This is a genomic window from Streptomyces scopuliridis RB72, assembly GCF_000718095.1.
GTDB lineage: Bacteria > Actinomycetota > Actinomycetes > Streptomycetales > Streptomycetaceae > Streptomyces > Streptomyces scopuliridis.
The window spans coordinates 170,389-191,119 of the sequence record NZ_JOEI01000019.1 but is presented as its reverse complement, the minus strand read 5'-3'; the positions used below and the strand labels follow the sequence as shown (position 1 = coordinate 191,119).

19 protein-coding genes are annotated in these 20,731 nt (G+C 68.3%); 9 read left to right on the top strand and 10 right to left on the bottom strand.

What is annotated here, in order from left to right:
• Positions 1–8: 8 nt before the first annotated feature.
• From IF11_RS0124980 to IF11_RS0124970, 3 genes are read right to left on the bottom strand one after another with little or no spacing between them, the layout of a single operon-like run.
• Positions 9–833, bottom strand: a complete 825-nt coding sequence (locus IF11_RS0124980) for an HpcH/HpaI aldolase/citrate lyase family protein (RefSeq protein ID WP_030353972.1) — start codon at positions 831–833, stop codon at positions 9–11.
• Between the two features lie 30 nt (positions 834–863).
• On the bottom strand, positions 864–2,120 hold the full coding sequence (locus IF11_RS0124975) for an SLC13 family permease (protein ID WP_030353971.1): 1,257 nt from the start codon (positions 2,118–2,120) through the stop codon (positions 864–866).
• Complete coding sequence (locus IF11_RS0124970; RefSeq protein ID WP_030353970.1) at positions 2,105–3,343, bottom strand: CaiB/BaiF CoA transferase family protein; 1,239 nt, start codon at positions 3,341–3,343, stop codon at positions 2,105–2,107. The genes IF11_RS0124975 and IF11_RS0124970 overlap by 16 nt, the downstream gene beginning before the upstream one ends.
• A gap of 112 nt (positions 3,344–3,455) precedes the next feature.
• Here IF11_RS0124970 and IF11_RS0124965 point away from each other — a divergent pair, with 112 nt between their 5' ends.
• The 6 genes from IF11_RS0124965 to IF11_RS0124940 all read left to right on the top strand — a co-directional run bounded on the left by IF11_RS0124965 (position 3,456) and on the right by IF11_RS0124940 (position 8,097).
• Positions 3,456–4,349: a LysR family transcriptional regulator gene (locus IF11_RS0124965; RefSeq protein WP_030353969.1), complete on the top strand. Its 894-nt coding sequence runs from the start codon at positions 3,456–3,458 to the stop codon at positions 4,347–4,349.
• Between the two features lie 56 nt (positions 4,350–4,405).
• Complete coding sequence (locus IF11_RS0124960; protein WP_051746184.1) at positions 4,406–4,978, top strand: MaoC family dehydratase; 573 nt, start codon at positions 4,406–4,408, stop codon at positions 4,976–4,978.
• Between the two features lie 279 nt (positions 4,979–5,257).
• Positions 5,258–5,626 (top strand): BlaI/MecI/CopY family transcriptional regulator, encoded by a 369-nt coding sequence (locus IF11_RS0124955; protein ID WP_030353967.1) that lies wholly within the window; start codon positions 5,258–5,260, stop codon positions 5,624–5,626.
• A 197-nt stretch (positions 5,627–5,823) separates the two neighbouring features.
• Positions 5,824–6,864, top strand: a complete 1,041-nt coding sequence (locus IF11_RS0124950) for a C40 family peptidase (protein WP_030353966.1) — start codon at positions 5,824–5,826, stop codon at positions 6,862–6,864.
• A gap of 247 nt (positions 6,865–7,111) precedes the next feature.
• Positions 7,112–7,600: a DUF4396 domain-containing protein gene (locus tag IF11_RS0124945; protein WP_030353965.1), complete on the top strand. Its 489-nt coding sequence runs from the start codon at positions 7,112–7,114 to the stop codon at positions 7,598–7,600.
• 161 nt (positions 7,601–7,761) lie between these two features.
• Positions 7,762–8,097 (top strand): antibiotic biosynthesis monooxygenase family protein, encoded by a 336-nt coding sequence (locus IF11_RS0124940; RefSeq protein WP_030353964.1) that lies wholly within the window; start codon positions 7,762–7,764, stop codon positions 8,095–8,097.
• Between the two features lie 103 nt (positions 8,098–8,200).
• Here the strand turns inward: IF11_RS0124940 and IF11_RS0124935 are convergent, their stop codons facing one another.
• Positions 8,201–9,094: an MBL fold metallo-hydrolase gene (locus tag IF11_RS0124935; protein ID WP_030353963.1), complete on the bottom strand. Its 894-nt coding sequence runs from the start codon at positions 9,092–9,094 to the stop codon at positions 8,201–8,203.
• Positions 9,095–9,284: 190 nt separating this feature from the next.
• Here IF11_RS0124935 and IF11_RS0124930 point away from each other — a divergent pair, with 190 nt between their 5' ends.
• Complete coding sequence (locus IF11_RS0124930; RefSeq protein WP_030353962.1) at positions 9,285–10,163, top strand: LysR family transcriptional regulator; 879 nt, start codon at positions 9,285–9,287, stop codon at positions 10,161–10,163.
• Positions 10,164–10,322: 159 nt separating this feature from the next.
• Positions 10,323–11,318 carry a helix-turn-helix domain-containing protein gene (locus IF11_RS0124925; RefSeq protein WP_030353961.1) on the top strand — a complete coding sequence of 332 codons (996 nt, stop codon included), beginning with the start codon at positions 10,323–10,325 and terminating at the stop codon, positions 11,316–11,318.
• A gap of 402 nt (positions 11,319–11,720) precedes the next feature.
• On the opposite strand, the gene arsB is transcribed toward IF11_RS0124925, so the two are convergent.
• On the bottom strand, positions 11,721–12,857 hold the full coding sequence (gene arsB / locus IF11_RS0124915; protein ID WP_030353959.1) for an ACR3 family arsenite efflux transporter: 1,137 nt from the start codon (positions 12,855–12,857) through the stop codon (positions 11,721–11,723).
• The gene (locus tag IF11_RS0124910; protein ID WP_030353958.1) at positions 12,854–13,168 is read right to left on the bottom strand and encodes an ArsR/SmtB family transcription factor; all 315 of its coding nucleotides are present in this window, start codon (positions 13,166–13,168) and stop codon (positions 12,854–12,856) included. Before IF11_RS0124910 ends, arsB begins: the two co-directional genes overlap by 4 nt.
• 137 nt (positions 13,169–13,305) lie before the next feature.
• On the opposite strand from IF11_RS0124910, the gene IF11_RS0124905 reads away from it, so the two are divergent.
• Positions 13,306–13,722: an arsenate reductase ArsC gene (locus tag IF11_RS0124905; RefSeq protein WP_030353957.1), complete on the top strand. Its 417-nt coding sequence runs from the start codon at positions 13,306–13,308 to the stop codon at positions 13,720–13,722.
• A gap of 36 nt (positions 13,723–13,758) precedes the next feature.
• Here the strand turns inward: IF11_RS0124905 and IF11_RS0124900 are convergent, their stop codons facing one another.
• The 4 genes from IF11_RS0124900 to IF11_RS0124885 all read right to left on the bottom strand — a co-directional run bounded on the left by IF11_RS0124900 (position 13,759) and on the right by IF11_RS0124885 (position 20,723).
• The gene (locus tag IF11_RS0124900) at positions 13,759–16,080 is read right to left on the bottom strand and encodes an FdhF/YdeP family oxidoreductase (protein WP_240627658.1); all 2,322 of its coding nucleotides are present in this window, start codon (positions 16,078–16,080) and stop codon (positions 13,759–13,761) included.
• A gap of 118 nt (positions 16,081–16,198) precedes the next feature.
• Positions 16,199–16,711: an SRPBCC family protein gene (locus IF11_RS0124895; protein WP_037728452.1), complete on the bottom strand. Its 513-nt coding sequence runs from the start codon at positions 16,709–16,711 to the stop codon at positions 16,199–16,201.
• Between the two features lie 353 nt (positions 16,712–17,064).
• On the bottom strand, positions 17,065–18,288 hold the full coding sequence (locus tag IF11_RS0124890; RefSeq protein ID WP_030353954.1) for an SGNH/GDSL hydrolase family protein: 1,224 nt from the start codon (positions 18,286–18,288) through the stop codon (positions 17,065–17,067).
• Positions 18,285–20,723, bottom strand: a complete 2,439-nt coding sequence (locus IF11_RS0124885) for a glycosyl hydrolase family 95 catalytic domain-containing protein (RefSeq protein ID WP_206300638.1) — start codon at positions 20,721–20,723, stop codon at positions 18,285–18,287. The genes IF11_RS0124890 and IF11_RS0124885 overlap by 4 nt, the downstream gene beginning before the upstream one ends.
• Positions 20,724–20,731: the final 8 nt, after the last annotated feature.

The following is a 20,731-nucleotide window of genomic DNA, read 5'->3' as shown; positions in this document are numbered from 1 at the left end:
GAGGCTTCTCATGCGCCGGCCAGGGACAGTACGTGCCGGGCTCGCCGCAGGAGCGGCAGATCGACCATCTGTCCGTCCACGCGTACCGCCGCGCCGTTGCTGTCACCCCCTGCCCGCACCACACGTCGAGCCCACCGGATCTCGTCGTCACCGGGCTGCCATGCACGGTGCACGGTGGCGATCTGACGCGGATGGACACACAGCCGGCCGCCGAATCCCAGGGCCCGGCTTCGTCTCGATGAGGATTCCAGGGCTTCCAGGTCATCCAGATGGGTGAAGACCCCGTCCAGCGGGGCCGGCAGGCCGGCCGCCCGTGAGGCGTTCACCAGGGCGGAGCGGGCCCAGAGCAGTTCCGGCTCGTCCGGCTCGGACGGTGTGATGCCTGTGTCGAGGGCGTAGTCGATGCTGCCGAACAGCATCCGTGCCACCTGCGGAAGACCGGCGATCGCCGCGGCCTCGCGCAGGCCGATCGCGTTCTCGACCAGCGCCAGCACGGGCATCCGGTGAGGAAGCCGCTCGATCACGGCGGCCACTTGCGGTGCGGTGGAACTCTTGGGGAGAACAACACCGCGCAGCGCCGTGCCCTCGGGAAGAGCGGCAAGAGCGGCGAGATCATCAGCATGCCAGGGGGTACCGACAGCGTTGACGCGCACCAGCCCGGGGCTGTGTGCCAGCCAGGCGACCGCCGCCTCGCGGGCCTGGGCCTTGCTGCCCTCGGGGACCGCGTCTTCCAGATCGAGCAGGACGGCGTCCGCACCGCTGGACGCGGCCTTGGCGAAGCGTTCGGGCCGGTCGCCCGGGACAAACAGCATGGTTCGCTCTGAGAACCGCATGATGGTTTCCTTTGTCAGGCCGGTCAGGGGTCAGATGACCACGAAGATGAGCCAGGCGCTGATGGGAGCCAGCACGCACACACCCGCTCCCCAGCGCAGCAGTCCGCGGTAGGCGTCATCCCGTTGGTGCTCAGGGGTGTTGGCGACGACCAGGGCACCGTTGGTGGAGAAGGGGCTGGCATCGACCACAGTGGCCGCGGTGGCCAGGGCGATCACCATGCCGGTCGTCCCGATGGCCCCGGAGGCGAGGAAGGGAACCGCCAGCGGCATGAGAGCGCCCAGAATGCCGGTGGTGGAGGCGAACGCGGAGACAACGCCGCCCACGTAACAGATGATCAGCGCGGCGAGCAGCGGCGCGCCGATCCCCGCGATCATCCGCCCCAGGGAGTCGACGACGCCCAGGCTCTGCAGGAGCGCGATGTAGGTGACGATCCCGCAGACCAGCAGGACCACGGGCCAGGCGATCTCCTGGGACGCCTCGCGGGCTGTGCGCCGGAACAACAGAGCCAGCGCGGCAGCGAGCGACAGGGCGAGAAAGCCGGTGTCCAGGGAGAAGACGGTGGTCCCCAGTACCAAGGCGAGCATCGCACCCAGTGTTGTCGCCTGTTCCGCTCCCAGCGTGACCGCGGAAGCTACGGGGCCTTCGGAGCCGGAGCCGGAGCCGGGGCCGGAGCCCGCCTGCTGTGGGGTACGCCGGCGCCCGAAGACCAGCTGAGTGACGACGCCGACGGCGACGTTGAAGGCGAACGTGCCGGCGAACAGCTGCCAACTGCTCGCGTGCAGACCATTGTTGTCGAGGGTGGAGTTGACGATCCCGCCCAGGATGCCGGTCGGCGCGAAACTGCCGGCCGCAGCCCCATTGACCGCCATCAGACCGACAAAGAGAGGGTTGACGCCCTGCCGCACGGCGAAGGTGATGCCGATGGGTGCGACGATGGCGACGGCCGCGGGAGACGCTGCCCCCGTCGCACACAGCAATGCGGCCAAGCCGAACAGGACCCAGGGCATGATGGCCAGGCGCTCGCCGGTTCGCCGCATGGCGGCATGCACCAGCCACTCCACGGTCCCGTTGACCCGCGCTATCCCGAACAGGAATGTCACCGCGACAAGGACGACGAACATCTCCGCGGGAAACCCGTCCAGCACCTGCTGGGGAGTGCGGCCCAGCCAGACACAGCCCAGCAAGAAGGCTGCCACCAGGGCCAGTACGCCCATGTTCAGTCCCCGCAGACTGGACAGTGTGAAGACGGCTGCGAGCACCAGCACGCCGATCAGTTCTGTGGGCATCGCGCACCTTCCTCACGCGTGCCGGCCCGGGAGGCGCTGAGCCAGCTGAGGACAGCCTCGGTGTGCTCGCCCAGCGCCGGAACGGGCCTCAGACGCGCAGGGCCGTCCGCTTCGCCGTGGAGGGTGACCGGCGGAATCAGCCCCGTCAGTGGTCCGACAGGGCTGTCGAAAGAAGCCCAGCGTCCACGCTCGCGCAACTGGGGGTGGTCACTGAACTCCCGTATGCCGCGCTGACGTGCGTAGGCGATCCGCGCCTCCTCCAAGCGGTTCACCAACTCCTTGCCGGAGAGGCTTGCCGCCATCTCGCGTACCAGCCCGTCGAGTTCGGCCCGGTGGGCCACACGGTCGGCGTTGCCGGTGAACCGGCTGTCATCGAGCAGATCTTTACGGCGCAGGACGGTCTCGCAGAACGAGGCCCACTCCCGCTCGTTCTGCAGCCCCAGCACGATGGTCTGCCCGTCCCGTGTGACGAAGGGACCGTAGGGAGCGATCGTGGCGTGGCCGGCACCTGTTCGTGCCGGCGCCGTCCCCCCGTAGCGGGTGTAGTACTCGGCATAGCCCATCCACTCGCCCAGCGCCTCCAGCATGGAGACCTCGATCTGGGACCCGCGGCCGGTACGGGTCCGTTTCAGCAGGGCGGTGAGGATGCCGGAGTAGGCGTACATCCCGGCGCAGATGTCGGCGATGGACAGGCCGACCTTCGACGGTGTGTCGGGGGTGCCGGTGATGGACAGCAGTCCGGCCTCACTCTGCACCAGGAGGTCGTAAGCCTTGCGGTCCCGGTAACTGCCGCTGCTGCCATAGCCGGAGATGTCGCAGGTGATCAGACGGGGATGGCTGAGAGCGAGGGCAGTGTGCCCGATACCCAGCCGCGCGGCGGCACCGGGAGCCAGGTTCTGGACCAGGACATCGGCCCGGTCGACCAGATCACGCAACTGCCGGTTGCCCTCCGGCGAGCGGACATCGATCTGCACACTCTCCTTGCCCCGGTTGAGCCAGACGAAATGGCTGGACATGCCGTGCACGGTACGGTCGTAGCCGCGCGCCAGATCACCACTGCCCGGTCGTTCGATCTTGATGACGCGCGCGCCCAGATCGGCGAGCTGCCGTGTCGCGAACGGGGCGGCGACGGCCTGCTCAAGTGATACGACGACCAGCCCGGCCAGCGGGCCGGTCGTGCCGTCGGGCGCAAGGCCGTCCTCGGGGGAATGCGGCTCGGACATGGGGTCCCTCCCATGGAGTCCTGATGGATGTGAGGACACTTTCCGGCCACGAGCGCCCGCTGTGAAATGACGAAACTCTCCACAGTCCATGCGCCAGGCGTATAGTCCGTGCATGGAGATCAGGGAGCTGCAATGGTTCACGGCGCTGGCCGAGTACGAACACGTCACCCTGGTCTCGGAGCGGATGAACATTTCCCAGCCGACACTGTCCCGGGCGATCAGGCGGCTGGAGGCCCGCGTCGGCGTGCCACTTTTCGACAGGCATCAGAACAGGTTGCGGCTGAACAAGTACGGCGAGGTCTTCCGCGCTCACGCCTTGCGTGCCATCGCTGAGATCGAGACGGCGGAGCAGCGCATCGCCACACTGGTCGACCCGGACGCGGGCACCGTGGCGCTCGGATTCCTGCACTCCTACGGGACCTGGCTGGTGCCCGAACTGCTCTCCGGATACCACTCCGTCGCCCCGCGGACGACGTTCGAATTGCGGGGCGATGCCGCCGACTCGGTGGTGGACGGTGTCCGGCGCGGGCGTCTGGACATGGGTTTGACCAGTCCGCGGCCGGCCGGGGACGACCTCGTATGGATACCGCTGAGGGAGGAGCCGCTGTGCGTCCTCGTTCCGGCCGGCCACCGCCTGGCCGCGCGGCGGCGGGTCAAGACGGCCGACCTGGCCGAAGAGTCCTTCGTCGCGCTGCAACCGGTCTTCGGTCTGCGCCAGATCACCGACAGGCTCTGCGCGGCTGCCGGCTTCACCCCGCGTGTCACTCTGGAAACCACGGAACTGAGCACCCTGCGCTCGCTGGTCGGGGTGGGCCTGGGCGTTGCCATCACGCCCACCACGGGCGGCCCGGTGGACCGGCGGGGCCCTGTCGTCGCGGTCGCCCTGGACGACGCGGAAGCCGTACGCACAGTAGGAGTCATCACTCCCGTGTCGGGTGTCCGCTCGCCCGTGGTCCAACGCTTCCTCGACTACGTCTGCTCCGCTTCCCATGCGCCGCACGCATAGTGCCGGTGAAAACTTTCTATTTCACAGACGTCTTCAGGACTCCGAACAATGAACGCATGACCACCCTGAGCCGCACAGAGGACACATCCGCACCGCAGCCCGTGACGGGCTGGACCGGCCGGTACTTCGAGGACTTCACCGTCGGGGACGTCTACCGGCACCCCCTGGGGCGCACCGTGCTCGAAACCGACAACTCATGGCTGACCCTTCTCACGCAGAACACCGCCCCCTTGCACTTCGACCGGCACTACTCAGCCGGAACACACTGGGGCAGACCACTCGTGGACTCCACCTTCACACTGGCACTGGTCACCGGACAGAGCGTGACCGACGTTTCTCAGCACGTGATGGCCAACCTCGGCTGGGACCGCGTACGCCTGCCCAATCCCGTGTTCGAGGGCGACACCATCTACTCCCAGTCCGAGGTCCTCGGGGCCCGGGAGTCGAAGAGCCACCCCGAAACAGGGATCATCACCGTTCGGACGATCGGCTACAACCAGACCGGCGTCATCGTCATCACGTTCGAGCGGACCCTGATGGTCTACCGCCGGGGCCATGGCCCCACCTTCGCCGCCGTGGAGCCCGTCTGGGACGAACGATCCCGTAAGGCAGCCGGCCTGGGTGAGTGATCCCGCCGCACGGCAGTTTGGAGCGATACGGCTTGAGCAGGACCGGCGCGCCGGACCGAACCGGCGGGTATTCCGTCGCCCTTGGCGATGACGAATGTCTTGCGCTCCAGTGGGGGCACACGTCGGGTCCGCGTGTTGGGCATGCCCCCCCCGCAACCCCCTCGCCGTGACCGCACGGACCCGGCGCCGACGCGTGCGTACTCCATGTCCGCGGGGACGCCTGACAGGCTCCCGTCTACTATGGTCTTGCGTACTCGACGGCGAAAGGAAACCAAGGGCATGCGGCGGCTGGGGGACCTTGAGGCGGAGATCATGGACCGCTTCTGGACATGGAACCGTCCGGCGACGGTGCGTGAGGTCGTCGACGACATCAACAGGGTTCGCCCCGTCGCGTACACCACGGTGATGACCGTCACCAACATCCTCTACTCCAAGGGCTGGCTGCTGCGCGACAAGCAGGGCCGCGCATGGTTGTACACGACGGTGCGCAGCCGTGAGGCTTATGCGGCCGCGCTGATGGAGGACGGTCTGGGTGCCAGCAAGGACCGTCCGGCGGCGCTGGTCCACTTCGTCGAGAACATGTCCGAGGACGAGGTCACGGCCCTGCGCAAGGCTCTGCGGAACGTAGGACGACAGGCCAAGCAGTGAACGCGGCCCCGCGCTCCGAGTCCAACTCCCTTGGAACTAAGTAACTTAGCGTTGTAGTATCCATGACCGTACCTTCGTGCGGTCGATCACCCGTCCGGGTGACGGCGGAGGTGTCGCCGTACTTACGCGTCGGGGCGGGTGCCGAGGTAGCAGGGTGCTGTCCCGGCAGGCGGCCGAGGAAGAAGGAGACCGCCTCAGTGGCGTCCCACCGTCGTCCTAAGCAGTCCAACCAGGCGTACGCGTCCGTGCTCACCGCGACAGCCGCGGCTGCCGTCGCCCTCTCCGCGCAGCCGGCTTCGGCCGACCCGCTGCCGGACCCCAATAAGAAGGGTGTCCAGGCCAAGGTCGACCGCCTGTACGAGCAGGCCACGCAGGCCACCGAGAAGTACAACGGGGCGAAGGAGAAGGCCGGTGAACTGCAGAAGCAGGTGGACGCGCTGCAGGACACCGCGGCCCGTAAGCAGAACGGTCTCAACGAACTGCGCAACCGGCTCGGTTCGATAGCCGCCTCCCAGTACCGGGGCGGAGGTCTGGACCCGTCGATTCAGCTCCTGCTGACCTCTGATCCGGACGGTTACCTTGAAAAGGCTTCCGCTCTTGATCAGTTGAGTGCCCGGCAGGTCGCCGCGATCGAGCAGTACCAGTCGCAGCAGCGCGCTCTTCAACAGCAGCGCAGCCAGGCGGCGGAGAAGCTCAAGGATCTCAAGGACACCCGCAAGGAACTCGGGGACAGGAAGAAGGAGATCCAGGGCAAGCTCGCGGAGGCGCAACGGCTCCTCAACACCATGACCGCCAAAGAACGGGCCTCACGGGCCGCCGAGGAGGAACGCGCGAACCGTTCCAGCGACCGGGTAAGCCTGGGAAACGAGGCCAGCGCCTCCCAGCGGGCCGCCGAAGCCTTCAACGCGGCCAAGAGCCGGGTCGGCCTGCCCTATGTGTGGGGGGCGTCGGGGCCGAATTCCTTCGACTGCAGCGGGCTGACCTCCTGGGCGTTCAATCAGGCGGGGGTGACCATACCCCGTACCTCGCAGGCCCAGGCCAACGCCGGTACCCGGATCAATTCCCTGAGCGCGCTCAAGCCCGGTGACCTCATCATCATGCGCACGGATCTGAGCCATGTCGGGTTCTATGCCGGAAACGGGCAGATCCTCCACTCCCCGAAGCCCGGCGCTCAAGTGCGCTACGAGTCGATCGCGCGGAGCGGCATGCCGTTCATGTGGGGCGTACGCATCGGGTGAACAGCGGCAGCACGGCAGTTGTGGCGGGCAGAGTCCCGTAGCGGAGGGGTACGGGCAGGGGCCCGTACCCCTCTGGTATGGGATCCATAGGAATCCGCCCTGGGTGCGCACAGTCACCCTTTCGAGATGTCCCTCACCCCTCATCGCCAGGTCCTCACCTCTTGGAGGTGCATACCCCATAGGGGTATAGTGACAGCCGTGCCCGGGAGACCGGCAGACCCGGCATGCCGCACAGGGGAGACAGGTCATGGAGCACTCCGCGCATCACGCGCACACCACGCACGAGCACGCCGCGCACACCACCACGACGTGGAGCGGTGCCGCGAAGGCGACGCTGCACTGCCTGACCGGGTGTGCCATTGGTGAGATCCTCGGCATGGTCATCGGTACGGCCCTGATGTGGGGGAACGTGTCGACGATGGTGCTCGCGATCGGGCTGGCGTTCGTCTTCGGATATTCCTTCACACTGTTCGCCGTGCGCCGGGCCGGGCTCGGGTGGAAGGCCGCGGTCAAGGTCGCGCTGGCCGCCGACACCGTGTCCATCGCCGTGATGGAGCTGGTCGACAACGGCATCATCGCGGCCGTCCCCGGGGCGATGGACGCGCATCTGTCCGACGCCCTCTTCTGGTCCGCGCTCCTGGGGGGCTTCGCCGTCGCGTTTGTGGTCACCACGCCGGTGAACAAGTGGCTGATCGGCCGCGGCAAGGGTCACGCCGTCGTCCACGCCTACCACTGAACTCGCCTGAGCCACCGGGACGTTGAGCGGGGAGGGCGGGTGCGACGCATGTCGAAGGGTTCGTTGCCGCACTGCCACAACGCCTACCACGGCGAGGCCGGGATGATGGCGAACGTGGCCTGCCGGGCCTGACCCGCGACGCGCTGAGGCAAGATGGAGTCATGAGCATCGTCAAGATCAATGTGCTGCAGGTTCCGGTGGAACAGCGTGAGGTGCTGGAGAAGCGCTTCGCGTCCCGCGCGGGGTCGGTGGAGAACTCCGACGGATTCGAGTGGTTCGAGCTGCTGCGCCCGGTCGAGGGCACCGACCAGTACCTCGTCTACACGCGCTGGCGCAGCGAGGCCGACTTCCAGGCATGGATGGAGGGTCCGATGAAGGCGGCCCACCAGCGCGGCGGAGACGGCTCCCCTCAGCAGAAGCCCGCGGCTTCCGGCTCCACTCTGTGGTCCTTCGAGGTGGTCCAGCAAGCCGCCCCCAAGGCCGCTGACAGCGAGTGACGCACTGAGTCGCAGGGCCCGAGGGCGGGGTGGTGACCGCGGCCGATCCCGCCCTCATGGAGGTCGGCTGCCGCATCTTCTGGTGAGGACCGGTGGCGTCGTCTCAGGCGGGGTGTTCGGAGCAGAGGCAGCCGACGCCCTTCTCGATCCAGTCCCGGCCGGCCCAGTCCGGGTGCCGCTCGATCATCAGCGCCGAGACCTCGTCGATGATCGTCCGCTCACTGACCGCGGAATCGCGGCGGATCCACGTCTCGTCACGCAGGAGCCGCAGGTAGTCGCGTACGTCCGCCAGCAGTTGCGGCCCGCCGACCTCGCCGTGACCGGGCACCACGACCTCCGCGCCCTCGGCTGCCAGGCGTCGCATCACGCTCAGCCAGCGGGTGCCCGAGACGTCGGTGTCGTACGGCGGGAACCACGGGAAGATGGCGAACTGACCGGCCTCCGCGAGGTCCCCCGTGAACAAGACGTCCGCATCCGGCACCCTGACCACCTGGTCGCCCTTGCTGTGCGCCCGGCCCGTGGCCCGTAGCCGCACGACCCGGCCTCCCAGGTCCAGGTCGTACGACTGCTCGTAGACGACATCGGGCTGTGCGAGCGTGACTCCCTCCAGCTGACGCGCGACCGGCTCGCCGAGTCCCTTGAACATGTCGATATAGCCGGGGCCCTTCACCTTCAGATCCTCGGCCTGGGCCTGGTTGATCAGGAACGTCGCCTCACCGGCGAAGGTCTGTGCGCCGAACGCGTGCTCGGGGTGAAAGTGCGTCGTGGTCAGGAAGAGCCGACGCCCCTTGGCGTAACCGGCCGCGAACTCCAGCACCTTTTCCGCGTTGCCGGAACCCATGCCCGTCTCGACGACCAGAACGGAGTCCCGGCCGCCGATGATGCCGATGTTCGGCACGAGCTGGACCTGCCGGTTCGGGATGACCACCAGGTCACGGGCGAGTTCCTGTATGTCAGTGACGTGTACGACGGGGTCCGGCATGGTGTGTTCGGCCATCGTGGCTCCTCGGTTGTGCTGACAATCGCGCCGCGCCCGGCGCCGGCACCTCGTACCAGCACCTTGTGCGGTGGCGTTCGGTACCTGTCGCGGCAGGTCGGTTCGCGTGGCACCAGTCCAGCGCGGCGGTGTCCGGGGCGTCCAACACCCGTTTCCCCGCCCCGATACCGTGCGGGTATCGTTGCTGCTGATGGACCTACGCACGCTGCGCTACTTCGTGGCGGTCGCCGAAGAGCTGCACTTCGGCCGGGCCGCCGTGCGACTCCACATGACCCAGCCACCGCTGAGCCGGGCCATCCAACAACTGGAGACCGACCTCGGCTGCACCCTGCTGCACCGCTCACCCAGCGGTGTCGCGCTCACCACCGCCGGGGCCGCGCTCTACGACGAGGCGCGCACCCTGCTGGCCCAGGCCGAACACGTCCGTACGCGGGTAACGGCCGTGGCGGGCGCCGCCACCCTCACCGTCGGCACGCTCGCCGACAGTGCCGAGCAGGCCGGTACGCGACTGGCCGCCGCGTACCGGCAACGCCACCCCACTGCTCGCGTCCGTATCCGCGAGGCCGACTTCACCGACCCGACCGCCGGACTACGGACCGGACTTGTCGACGTGGCCCTGACCCGGGCACCCTTCGACACCACCGGCATCACCATCCGCGTCCTGCGCTCCGACCCCGTCGGTGTGGTCCTGCGAGCCGACGATCCGCTCGCCGACCGCGAGAGTCTGCGCCTGGACGAGCTCGCGGACCGGCGCTGGTTCCAGCTGCCCGAAGGGACCGATCCCGCCTGGCGGGCCTACTGGAGCGGCCCCCCGGCCGCCGCCGAGCGAGGCGACGGCCCGGTCGTGCGGACGGTGCACGAATGCCTGCAGTCCATCCTGTGGGACGGCACCGTGGGCCTGACATCGCTCGCGCACGCCCTTCCCGAGGGCCTCACCTCCGTCGCCCTGACCGACAAGCCATCCAGCGACCTCGTCATCGCCTGGAACAGCACCGACACCAGCCCGCTCATCCGCTCCTTCGTGCATGTCGCCACAGCCGTCTACGGGGCGGCCCGAAAGACGACGTAGCGATGGACGGGCGGCGCCCGCCTGGCGGGGACTTCCGGAGGCTGTTGGCGAACGGCCTGGTCGGAGCCTTGTACGGATGTCTGTGCGGACCGTGGCCAGTGCCGGACAAGGTCCGGAAGTGACCTTGTCCGGCCATATGGATCTGGCCAGGATGTGGGCATGCGGAACCAGGGGGAATTGAAGCCACACGAGGCACAGGACGCCGTCGAGTTCGTCGCCCTGCTGCGGCGGCTCAAAGAACAGTCGGGCCTCACTTACCGGCAGTTGGACGAGCGCGCCGCCGCGCTGGGCGAGGTGCTGCCACGCAGCACGCTGGCCGAAGTCCTGAGACGGCAGACATTGCCGCGTCCGGAGATGCTGGCCGTGTTCGTACGGCTCTGCGGCGATGGGCCTCGCGTCGAGGAATGGCTGGAGACCCGGGAACGCATCGCGGCCGGCGGCCCGCCGCACGCTGACCCGGTTCCCCTGCCCCGGTCTGCCGCATCGGGTACCGCGACGGAGACCGCGGCCACCGGCACGTCACACTACGGGGCTCCGCTCCCCGGGACATCCGAGGGCGCCCTGTCCACCTCGCGACGACGGCGCCTCAACACCCCTGCGGGATGGAGCGCGGCCGTGGCCGTCGCTCTCGCGCTGGCCTCAACGTCGTGGTTTCTCATGCCGGATGGCGAGTCCACACCGACGGCCGGCCCCGTGGCGGAGGGCTGGTCCCGGATCCGTCCGGTCGGTTCCCCCAGCCTCTGCGTGACCGAAGGACGCCAACGCAGCGGCGCCTACAAGAACGCGATCGCCGTCCAGCGTTCCTGCGCCCAGGCCGTGCCGCCCCGCACCTTCGTGAAGGCGGTCGGCGACGGTACGTACTACATCCAGTGGGACCATCCGGACGAAGGCGTCGGCTGTCTCACCGTGCTGGAGAGCGGTCCCGCCAAGGGACTCCTTGAGCCGTGGGAAGACTGCTCCAGCAGCCGACTCTCGCAGCACTTCCGGATGGAACCGGTCAACGGGCCTCGTCAGGGGGCCTATCGACTCCGCCCGGCCCATAGCGGCCTGTGCGTGGGGATCAACGACTCGGAAGTGGGGGCCTCCGCCGCCGAGGTGATTCAGCAACCCTGCACAGGAAAGAGCGATCAGGAATTCTATATCGAGGCGGTATGAACGGTCGGGACAGCGGAGAGGGCGCAGCACCCGTGAACCGACTCGGGCGCGCGCACGGTCACCGGACCGCTGCGACGGCCCGTTTCGCGGACTGAGAGGATGGTGCGGACCGCACAACAGAAGGAGGGGGATGAGCATGCTCGTGCTCGTCTTGTCCGGCGTCCTCGTGCTCGCCATCGGAGGGTGCGTCTGCGTCGTGTGGGCGGCGCGGGGCGGGCCGCGCTGGGTGCGGGCTGTGGCCGCCGGGACCCGGATGGCGGGCGAGCTTGTGAGCCGGTCCGGGCGTACGAACCGGAGTACGGGCGGGAGCGCCGACTCAGACGCGTAACGGACCGTCCGAGCACGGGGGAAACCGTAGTGCGGTTACGGGCAGCAGCCCTGCCGGACGAGGGCTTTTCTCGGCTACGGCCGCGCGGAATCCGTCGCTGCCGACGGTGTGTTCGCGAGGGCCGGGGCGGCGAATTTCCTTCGCCAGGCGAGCGATACGTACACGAGCGCGATCAGGACCGGTACCTCGATGAGGGGGCCGACGACCCCGGACAGAGCCTGTCCGGAGGTGACGCCGAAGGTGGCGATGGCGACCGCGATGGCCAGTTCGAAGTTGTTGCCCGCCGCGGTGAACGCCAGCGTCGCGGTGCGGTCGTAGGCCAGCCCGAGGCCCTTGCCCAGGAGGAAGGTGCCGAAGAACATGATCGCGAAGTACACCAGCAGGGGCAGCGCGATCCGGGCGACGTCCAGCGGCTGCGAGGTGATCGTCCTCCCTTGCAGGGCGAAGAGGATGACGATGGTGAAGAGCAGGCCGTACAGCGCCCACGGGCCGATCTTCGGCAGGAACGTCGCCTCGTACCCCTCGCGGCCCATCCTCTTCTCGCCGATCCGGCGGGTGAGGAAGCCGGCCAGCAGGGGGACGCCGAGGAAGACGATCACGTTGAGCGCGATGTGCCAGACGGGAACGTCCAGGCCCTGGCCGTCGCCCAGGCCCAGCCACTGGGGCAGCAGGTCGAGGTAGAACCAGCCGAGCAGGCCGAACGCGACAACCTGGAATACGGAGTTGAGGGCGACGAGCACGGCGGCGGCTTCGCGGTCGCCGCAGGCGAGGTCGTTCCAGATGATGACCATGGCGATGCAGCGGGCGAGACCGACGATGATCAGGCCGGTGCGGTACTCCGGCAGGTCGGGGAGGAAGATCCAGGCCAGCGCGAACATCACGGCCGGGCCGACGATCCAGTTGATGACCAGCGAGGAGGCCAGCAGCTTGCGGTCGCCGGTGACCGAGTCGAGCTTGTCGTAGCGGACCTTGGCCAGGACCGGATACATCATGATCAGCAGACCCACGGCGATCGGCAGGGAGATGCCGCCGATCTCCACCTTGGCCAGGGCGTCATCGAGTCCGGGGATCAGCCGGCCGAGGCCGAGGCCGAGCGCCATGGCGAGGAGGATCCACACGGCCAGGAAGCGGTCGAGTGTGGAGAGCTTCGCGACGACCGTACCCTCGCCGGAACCGGCGGGTGCGGTGGTGGCCGGTTCGGTGCTGGTCACGGGCAGGCCCTCTTCGTGTCGGCGGACCGGGTGGCGCGAGCGGTCGCGGCGAGCGCCGTGAACGATCCGGCCAGGGTCTCCAGCACCTCGGGGCACAGCTTGTAGTAAGTGAAGCGTCCGCACGGCTCGGTCTCCACCACTCCGGCCTCGCGCAGCACGCGCAGGTGGTTGGAGAGGTTGGTCTGCTTCGCGCCGGTCTCCTCGACCAGGTGCGTGGTGCAGAGGGTCTCGTGGGCGAGCAGGGTCACGATCTGGAGCCTGAGCGGGTCGGCCAGTACCCGGATCAGGTCAGTGTCGACTGACGTCATCATGCGCTGATACTCTCACATCAGTAGCGACTGACGCCATCCAGTGCTGATGTCCTGTGCGACTGAACTCGTTGCGAGCCCCGTGAAGCCGACGAGACCCGTGAAGCCGGCGAAGCCCGCGAGACAAGAGAGACCGTCTGATGTCCGACAAGCCTTCTGTGCTGTTCGTCTGTGTCCACAACGCCGGCCGTTCCCAGATGGCCGCCGCCTGGCTCACCCATCTCGCCGGAGACCGCGTCGAGGTCCGCTCGGCCGGCTCCAACCCTGGCGACGCCGTCAACCCGGCCGCGGTCGCGGCGATGGCGGAGGTCGGTATCGACATCTCCGCCGAGACCCCAAAGATCCTCACCGTGGACGCCGTCAAGGAGTCCGACGTCTGTATCACCATGGGCTGCGGCGACACCTGCCCGGTCTTCCCGGGGAAGCGCTACCTCGACTGGACGCTGGACGATCCGGCCGGGCAGGGCGTCGAGGCCGTACGCCCCATCCGCGACGAGATCAGGAAGCGCGTCGAAGGACTGATCGCCGAGATCGCGCCCGGGGCCACCGCGCGCTGATGACGAGCACCGGGGATCCGCGCCGGGCGGTCACGATCACGCGGACGCACGGGGCGCGGCCGCCTGTAGGGGAGAGGGTTCGAGGCGGATGACGACCCCTTTGGACGTCGGGGTGTTGCTGATCTCCGCGACGCTGTCCAGGGGCACCAGCACATTGGTCTCCGGGTAGTACGCGGCGGCGCACCCCCGTGCCGTCGGGTACGAGACGAGCCGGAAGCCGTCCGCGCGCCGTTCGACGCCGTCGTGCCACACACCGATGAGGTCGACCTGAGCGCCATCGGTGAGTCCGAGCGCCCGGATGTCGGCCGGGTTGACGAGCACGATGCGCCTCGACCCGTGGATTCCGCGATAGCGGTCGTCCAGCGTGTACGGGATGGTGTTCCACTGGTCATGGGAACGCATGGTCTGGAGCAGCAGATGGCCATCGGGGACCTGCGGCATCTGGAACTCGTTCGTGGTGAAGAGCGCCTTGCCGCTCGGGGTCGGGAACACCCCTTCGTTCACCGGATTGGGGAGTCCGAAGCCTCCGGGCCTGACCACGCGCTCGTTGAAGTTCTCGAACCCCGGCACGACGCGGGCGATCCGCTGCCGGATGAGGTGGTAATCCGTCTCGAACCCGTCCCACGGCACGTCCACCTTGTCGCCGAGGGTGTGGCGGGCGAGCTGGCTGAGGATGGCCACTTCGCTGAGCAGCATTCTGGAGGCGGGTTCGAGGCGCCCATGCGAGGCGTGCACCTGACTCATCGAGTCCTCGACGGTGACGAACTGCTCTCCGCCCGCCTGCCTGTCCTTTTCGCTGCGGCCCAATGTCGGGAGAATGAGCGCGATTTCTCCGCAGACCGTGTGCGAGCGGTTCAGCTTGGTCGAGATATGCGCCGTGAGCCGGCACCGGCGCATCGCGCTCTCGGTGATCCTGCTGTCGGGCGTCGCGCGTACGAAGTTGCCGGCCAGCCCGAGGAAGATCTTCGCGCGGCCGTCGAGCATGGCCCGGATGGAATCCACCGTGTCCCAGCCGTGCTCGGCGGGCGGGGTGAACGAGAATTCGCGGCCCAGCGCGTCCATGAATTCCCGCGGCATCTTCTCCCAGATGCCCATGGTGCGGTCTCCCTGGACATTGCTGTGGCCGCGCACCGGGCACGCGCCGGCGCGGGGGGTCCCGATATTTCCGCGCAGCAAAAGGAAATTGACGATCTCCCGGATCGTGGGGACGGCATGCTTGTGCTGGGTCAGGCCCATCGCCCAGCAGACGATGATCCGTTCACTGCCCAGAACCACGTCGCGCAGTTTCTCGATCTCCGCGCGCGTGAGTCCGGTGGCCGTGTGGACGTCCTTCCACGACAGTTGTCGAATGTGTGCGGCGAACTCGGTGAAGCCGCTGGTCTGGTTCTCGATGAACTCGTGGTCGAGCACCGTACCCGGACGGGCGTCCTCGGCCTCCAGCAGCAGCAGATTCAGCGCCTGGAAAAGCGCGAGATCGCCGCCGACGCGGATATGGAGGAACTGATCGGCGATCCGGGTGCCCCGGCCGATCAACCCGCGGGCCTTCTGCGGGTACTTGAACCGGATGAGACCGGCCTCGGGCAGTGGATTCACGGCGACGATACGGCCGCCGTTGCGCTTGGTCTGCTCCAGCGCGGTGAGCATGCGCGGGTGGTTGCTGCCCGGGTTCTGGCCCACCAGAAAGACCAGATCCGAGTGGTGGATGTCCCGGAGGCTCACATCCCCCTTGCCGACGCCCAGAGTCTCCTTCAGTGCGGCACCGCTCGACTCGTGGCACATGTTGGAACAGTCGGGCAGATTGTTGGTGCCGAAGGCGCGCGCGAACAGCTGGAGTACGAACGCCGCCTCATTGCTGGCCCTCCCCGAGGTGTAGAAGATCGCCTCGTCCGGGGAGTCCAGCCGGCGCAGCTCCTCGGCGAGCAGACCCAGCGCCTCGTTCCATGTCACCGGCTCGTAGTGGTCGGAACCGACATGCTTCACCATGGGCTCGGTGAGCCGGCCCTGCTGATTGAGCCATTGGTCCGACTTCCCGGCCAGCTCACTGATCGAATACTGTTCGAAGAATGTGGGCGTGATCCGGCGCGACGTGGCCTCGTCGTTGATGTGCTTGGCGCCGTTCTCGCAGTACTCGTTCCGCTTACGGTGCCCCGGCGCGGGATCCGGCCACGCGCAGCCCGGACAGTCGAACCCCTCGGTCTGGTTGATGTTCAGCAGGGTCAGGGCGGTGCGCCGGGGCGAGGTCTGCTCCAGTGAGTACTCCATCGCGTGCGCCACCGCGGGCACACCGGTCGTCCAGGTCTTGGGCGGAGTGATGTGCGGCTTGTCACCGCCGGGGTCGTCCACCGGTGGTTTCCTCAGCACAAGTCTCAGCCTTTCGTTCGGTCCGCACATCAGGTCCCCACACTCAGATCAACAAGCACAATCAGATCCGCACGCGCACTGAGATCCACACGCACACTCAGGTCCACTCGCACCATCAGCCCGTTGGCCAGGTGGGAACCGGCGGCGAGCCCTGTGCGGGGTCCGGCCGTACGCGACCGGACCGGATCTCGCCCCGCCAGCAGCCGGTCTCCCGCCCGTGACCCTCGATGAACTCCTTGAAGGACTCCATCCCCCGGTGGACGCGGCGCCGCGCGAGATGGAGGGCGCTTCCGGTCTTCTCGACCACACCGCACGCCGTGAGGTCCAGCCGCAGGCTGACCCGCGTACGCACGGGGCCGAGGGATTGGAACGTGACGGTGCCCTCGTGCCGGGGCTCGGTCAGCGTGCGCCAGGCCAGCCGCTCGTCGGGCCGCTGCTCCACGATCTCCGCGTCGAACTCATGGGTGACCGCGCCGACTCGGGTGACCCAGTGAGTCAGGGTGCGCTCGGGATGATCGATGCGCTCCACGCCCTCCAGGAAGCGGGGGAAGCTCTCGAACTGCGTCCACTGGTTGTAGGCGGTCCGGACGGGAACATCGACGTCGACCGACTTCTCGATGATGGTCATGCTGACCTGTCCTCTGCTGCGCGTCACAGGGCGGATCGCGTCCTCACCAGGAGTTCTTCCGTCATGAGGATCAGGATTTCCCATTAGATACCGGGACAGGTCGCTGCGCATGTCGTACATGACCGCTCCGTCCGGCACGGCGGGCTTGCGCTGAGCGGCCCGGGCGAATAGACCCCGATCGTCGTGCTCAGCGAGCCGGGCGGCGGCGACGCGGGACGCCGGATCGTGGCGGGGCTCCGCTCACGGACGCGCGGCCGCGGCGAGGTCCTGCGCACGACCGGGGCCGGAGGGGACGAAGTATCCGCGTCCGTGACCGGTCCCCGGCCGTCGGCTCACGCACCACTGCCCGTCGCTCAGCCGACGCACCGCAGCGCGGACAGATCGACGGCGTCGGCCATCGCCTGCATGCCCTTGTCGTTCGGGTGGAGATGGTCGCCGCCGTCGAAGAACGGCAGGATCCGCTGCTGGTCGTAGGGGTTACGGGTGATCCGGTCGAAGTCCGTCACGGCGTCGAACGCGCCGCTGTCCCTGATCCAGTCGTTGACCTCCTGGCGTACGGCCTCGCCCTCGGCGTCGTACTCGTACCAGCCCTTGAACGGCATGACGGTCGCGCCGACGACACACTTCCCCTCGGCGTGCGCCCGGTCGATGATCTGCCGGTAGCCGGCGATCAGTGCGTCCGCCGTGACACCGGTGTGGGCCTTGATGTCATTGATGCCCTCGAACAGGAAGACCGTGCTGACCCCGGGCTGGGAGAGCACATCACGCTCCAGCCTGTTCAGCGCGGACTCGCCGGCCCCGTCCGCGAGGACCTTGTTGCCCGAGATGCCCTCGTTCGCGACGCCCTTCACGGTGCTGCCGGACGCGGCCCGGAGCCGCCGGGACAGATAGTCGGGCCAGCGCCGGTTCCCGTCCGTGGTCGAGGCCCATCCATCGGTGATGGAGTCCCCGAGGGTCACCACCGCGCCGGTCTTCGCGGACGTCTCCACGCTGACGGCGTCCAGCCAGTACCAAGAGCCCATCGGATCGGTCCAGTTGGCCGCGCTCTCCTCTGCGGTGTGGTCGCCGGCCGCCGCGTAGGAGGTCTGCATGGCCATGCCGTGACCGGTTGTCGGCCCCCGCGCACCCGTCACATACAGACTGACGACGAGGTCGCTCTCGGCGGCCAGCCTCCCGGGCAGCGGATCGCTGAGCACGGTCTCACCCGCCGGTACGGTGACGGACGCGGCCCGGCCGAACGTCAGCTGCCGGTTGGAGCCGCGGACCAGCTCGGCCCCCTGCTTCCGCAGCCCCGCGTAGGCGCTCGCGAAGGTGACCGGGTGATCGCCGAAGGCGTTGGAGAGCCGGATGCGCAGGTCCGTACCACCGACGCTGGTGCGTACGATCAGGCGGTAGCCGCGGTCGGCGGGGCCGGGGCCCTGCTTGTCCGCGCCGGCGCCCCAGGTGACCACGGTGTGCGTGCCCTGTCCGGCTTCCTGCGCCGTCTGCTCCGCTTGCGCCGGTGAGGTGGCGGTCAGCGGCCCGCAGACCGCCATGACCAGCGCGCACACCACTCCCACCGCCGAGTTGGCCCTCATCCGAGGTTCCGCAGGGTGACGGACTCACCGGGCTTGAGGCCGATCTCGCGCGTGGTGCCACCGGCGACGACGGTCGTGCCACGGCCGCCCACGCTCTTCAGCGTCGCGCGGGTGACCTTGCCGTTCTTCCAGCTGACGTCGGCGACGAAGCCGCCCCGGACGCCCACGCCGGACACCGAGCCGGAGGCCGCCCAGGCAGCGGGCAGCGCGGGCAGCAGCTCGACGTGCCCCGGCCGCGAATAGACCAGCATCTCGATGATCGCGGCGGCGGTGCCGAAATTCGCGTCGATCTGGAAGATGCCGCGCCCCTGCTCGACCTCGTAGATGTCGAAGAGGTTCATCGCGCTGCCGTTGCCGCCGTTGGCCGACGGCTTCAGATTGTTGACGATGAGCTGGTACGCCTTCTCCGCGTCCTTCAGCCGCGCCCAGCACAGGCCGCGCCAGGCGTTGGCCCAGCCGAAGCTGTTCATGCCGCGCGCGTCGAGGAGAGCGGTCGCCCCGTCGACGATCTCCTTCGGTGTGGAGCCGTCGGGGCGGATCCGGTCGCCGGGGAAGAGCCCGACGAGCGGGGAGAGATGCCGGTGTGTGGTCTCGCCGAGGTTGTCGGGCGACATCCACTCCTCCAGCCAGCCCGTCTTCGGACTGACCACGGGCAGATACAGCCGCTCCCGCAGCCGGTCGACGGTCCTGCCGTAGCCGGTGTCGCGGCCCAGCGTCTCAGTTGTCGCGCGGTAGTTGTCGAACAGGTTCCACACCAGTTCCTGGGCGTAGGTGATGCCCTTGGCGTCGAGCGGACCGTGCTCGGGCGACCAGTCGCTGTCGGCGATCAGGACCTCGCGCGAGGCTCCGGAGGCGTCGGTGACGGTCGTGGTGAGGAGGCGGGCCTCCCAGAACTCCACGGCGCCCTTGAGGAGCGGGTAGATCTTGCTCAGGTACGCGCGGTCCTGGGTGTACTCGTAGTGCTCGAACAGGTTCTGGCAGAGCCAGGCGTTGCCGGCCGGGTGCCACCACCAGCCGCCACCACCGTACGGGTTGGTGGAGATGGCCACCGTCCAACCGGCGATCTCGCCACCGGAGTTGCGGTATCTGTTGGCCGGGCTGTTGAAAAGCCGCCGGGTGACGTCCGTCCAGGAGGGCAGCTGGGCGAGGCAGTAGTCGGCGAAGGCGTCGAAGCAGTCGGACAGACCCGCCCGGTCGGCCAGCCAGTAGTTCATCTGGATGTTGATGTCGGTGTGGTAATCGCCCATCCAGTCCGGGTCGTTGCCGTCCAGCCACAGACCCTGGAGGTTGAGCGGCAGGCCCCCGCGCGATCCGGAGATCATCAGATAGCGGCCGAACTGGAGGTAGGCGGCTTCGAGTTCCGGGTCGGGGACATTGTCCCGGTCGCGCGCCCGTACCCGTTCCCAGGTGTCCAGTTCGCGCTGTGCGGCGGACGAGGCGCCGAGGTCGATGCCGAGCTGTCCGAACACCGCGCGGAAGTCGGCGACATGAGTGCGCAACAGGCTGGTCGCCGAGTGGCCGGCCGCGTCGAGGACCTTGGTCCTGGCCAGGCGCTCCGGCTCCAGGGACGGGTTACGGAAACCCGCGGTCGCGTCGGGGGCGTAGTTGGTACCGCCGCTGACGACGACGGTGAGATCCTGGCAGCCGCTGAAGGTGATCGACGTACCGCGTACCCGGACCGTACCGGTGCTGCTGCGAGCGGTGACGGCCGCGCCGTACTTCAGACCATTGGCGAAGGAAGCGCCGAACGACGCGAAGCACTGGGCGCTGTTGGCGCTGGTGGACTCGGCGTGTGTGCCCGCGAGGGAGAGGGTGCCGGTGTACGCGCCGCCGCCGCGCTGGGAGAAGTGCAGGACGATGGCGTCGTCGGGACGGCTGGCGAAGATCTGCCGCCGGTAGGTGACACCGGAGAGGTCGTACGAGGTGGTGACCAGGCCCTGGGCCAGGTCGAGGGTGCGGCGGTAGTTGTGGACGCGGCCCAGGTCGTGGTCGGGGAGGGCGACCGTGAGCTCGGCGAGCAGTGTGAAGGAGCCGAAGTCATCGCGTCCGTAGGGGAATTGGCCGTCGCTCTGGAGTGTGTCGTTGAGCCCGCCGGTCCACAGGGTGGCGTCGGTGATGAGCAGGAGTTCGGCGGCGGGGTCATTGCTCGCGAGCGCCCCGAGGCGCCCGTTCCCGACCGGCAGTCCCTGCTCGATCATCGAGCCCGGCGAGCCGGGAGCCTGCCACCACAGCTGGTTCCTCGCGGCGTCGGCCGGGGACAGCGAGGGCGACTCGGTCGGGCGCGGAGGGGACGCCGAGGCGGAGAAGGCGGGCAGACCACCGAGCGCGGTGGCCGCGCCGGCGGCGGCGCCGAGCGCCAGAAAGCCTCTGCGGCTGGGGCGTTGGCGGTCATCGGGGGAGGGGGTGTGCGGGATGTCCACGGGTGTGCACTCCATATCCGGGG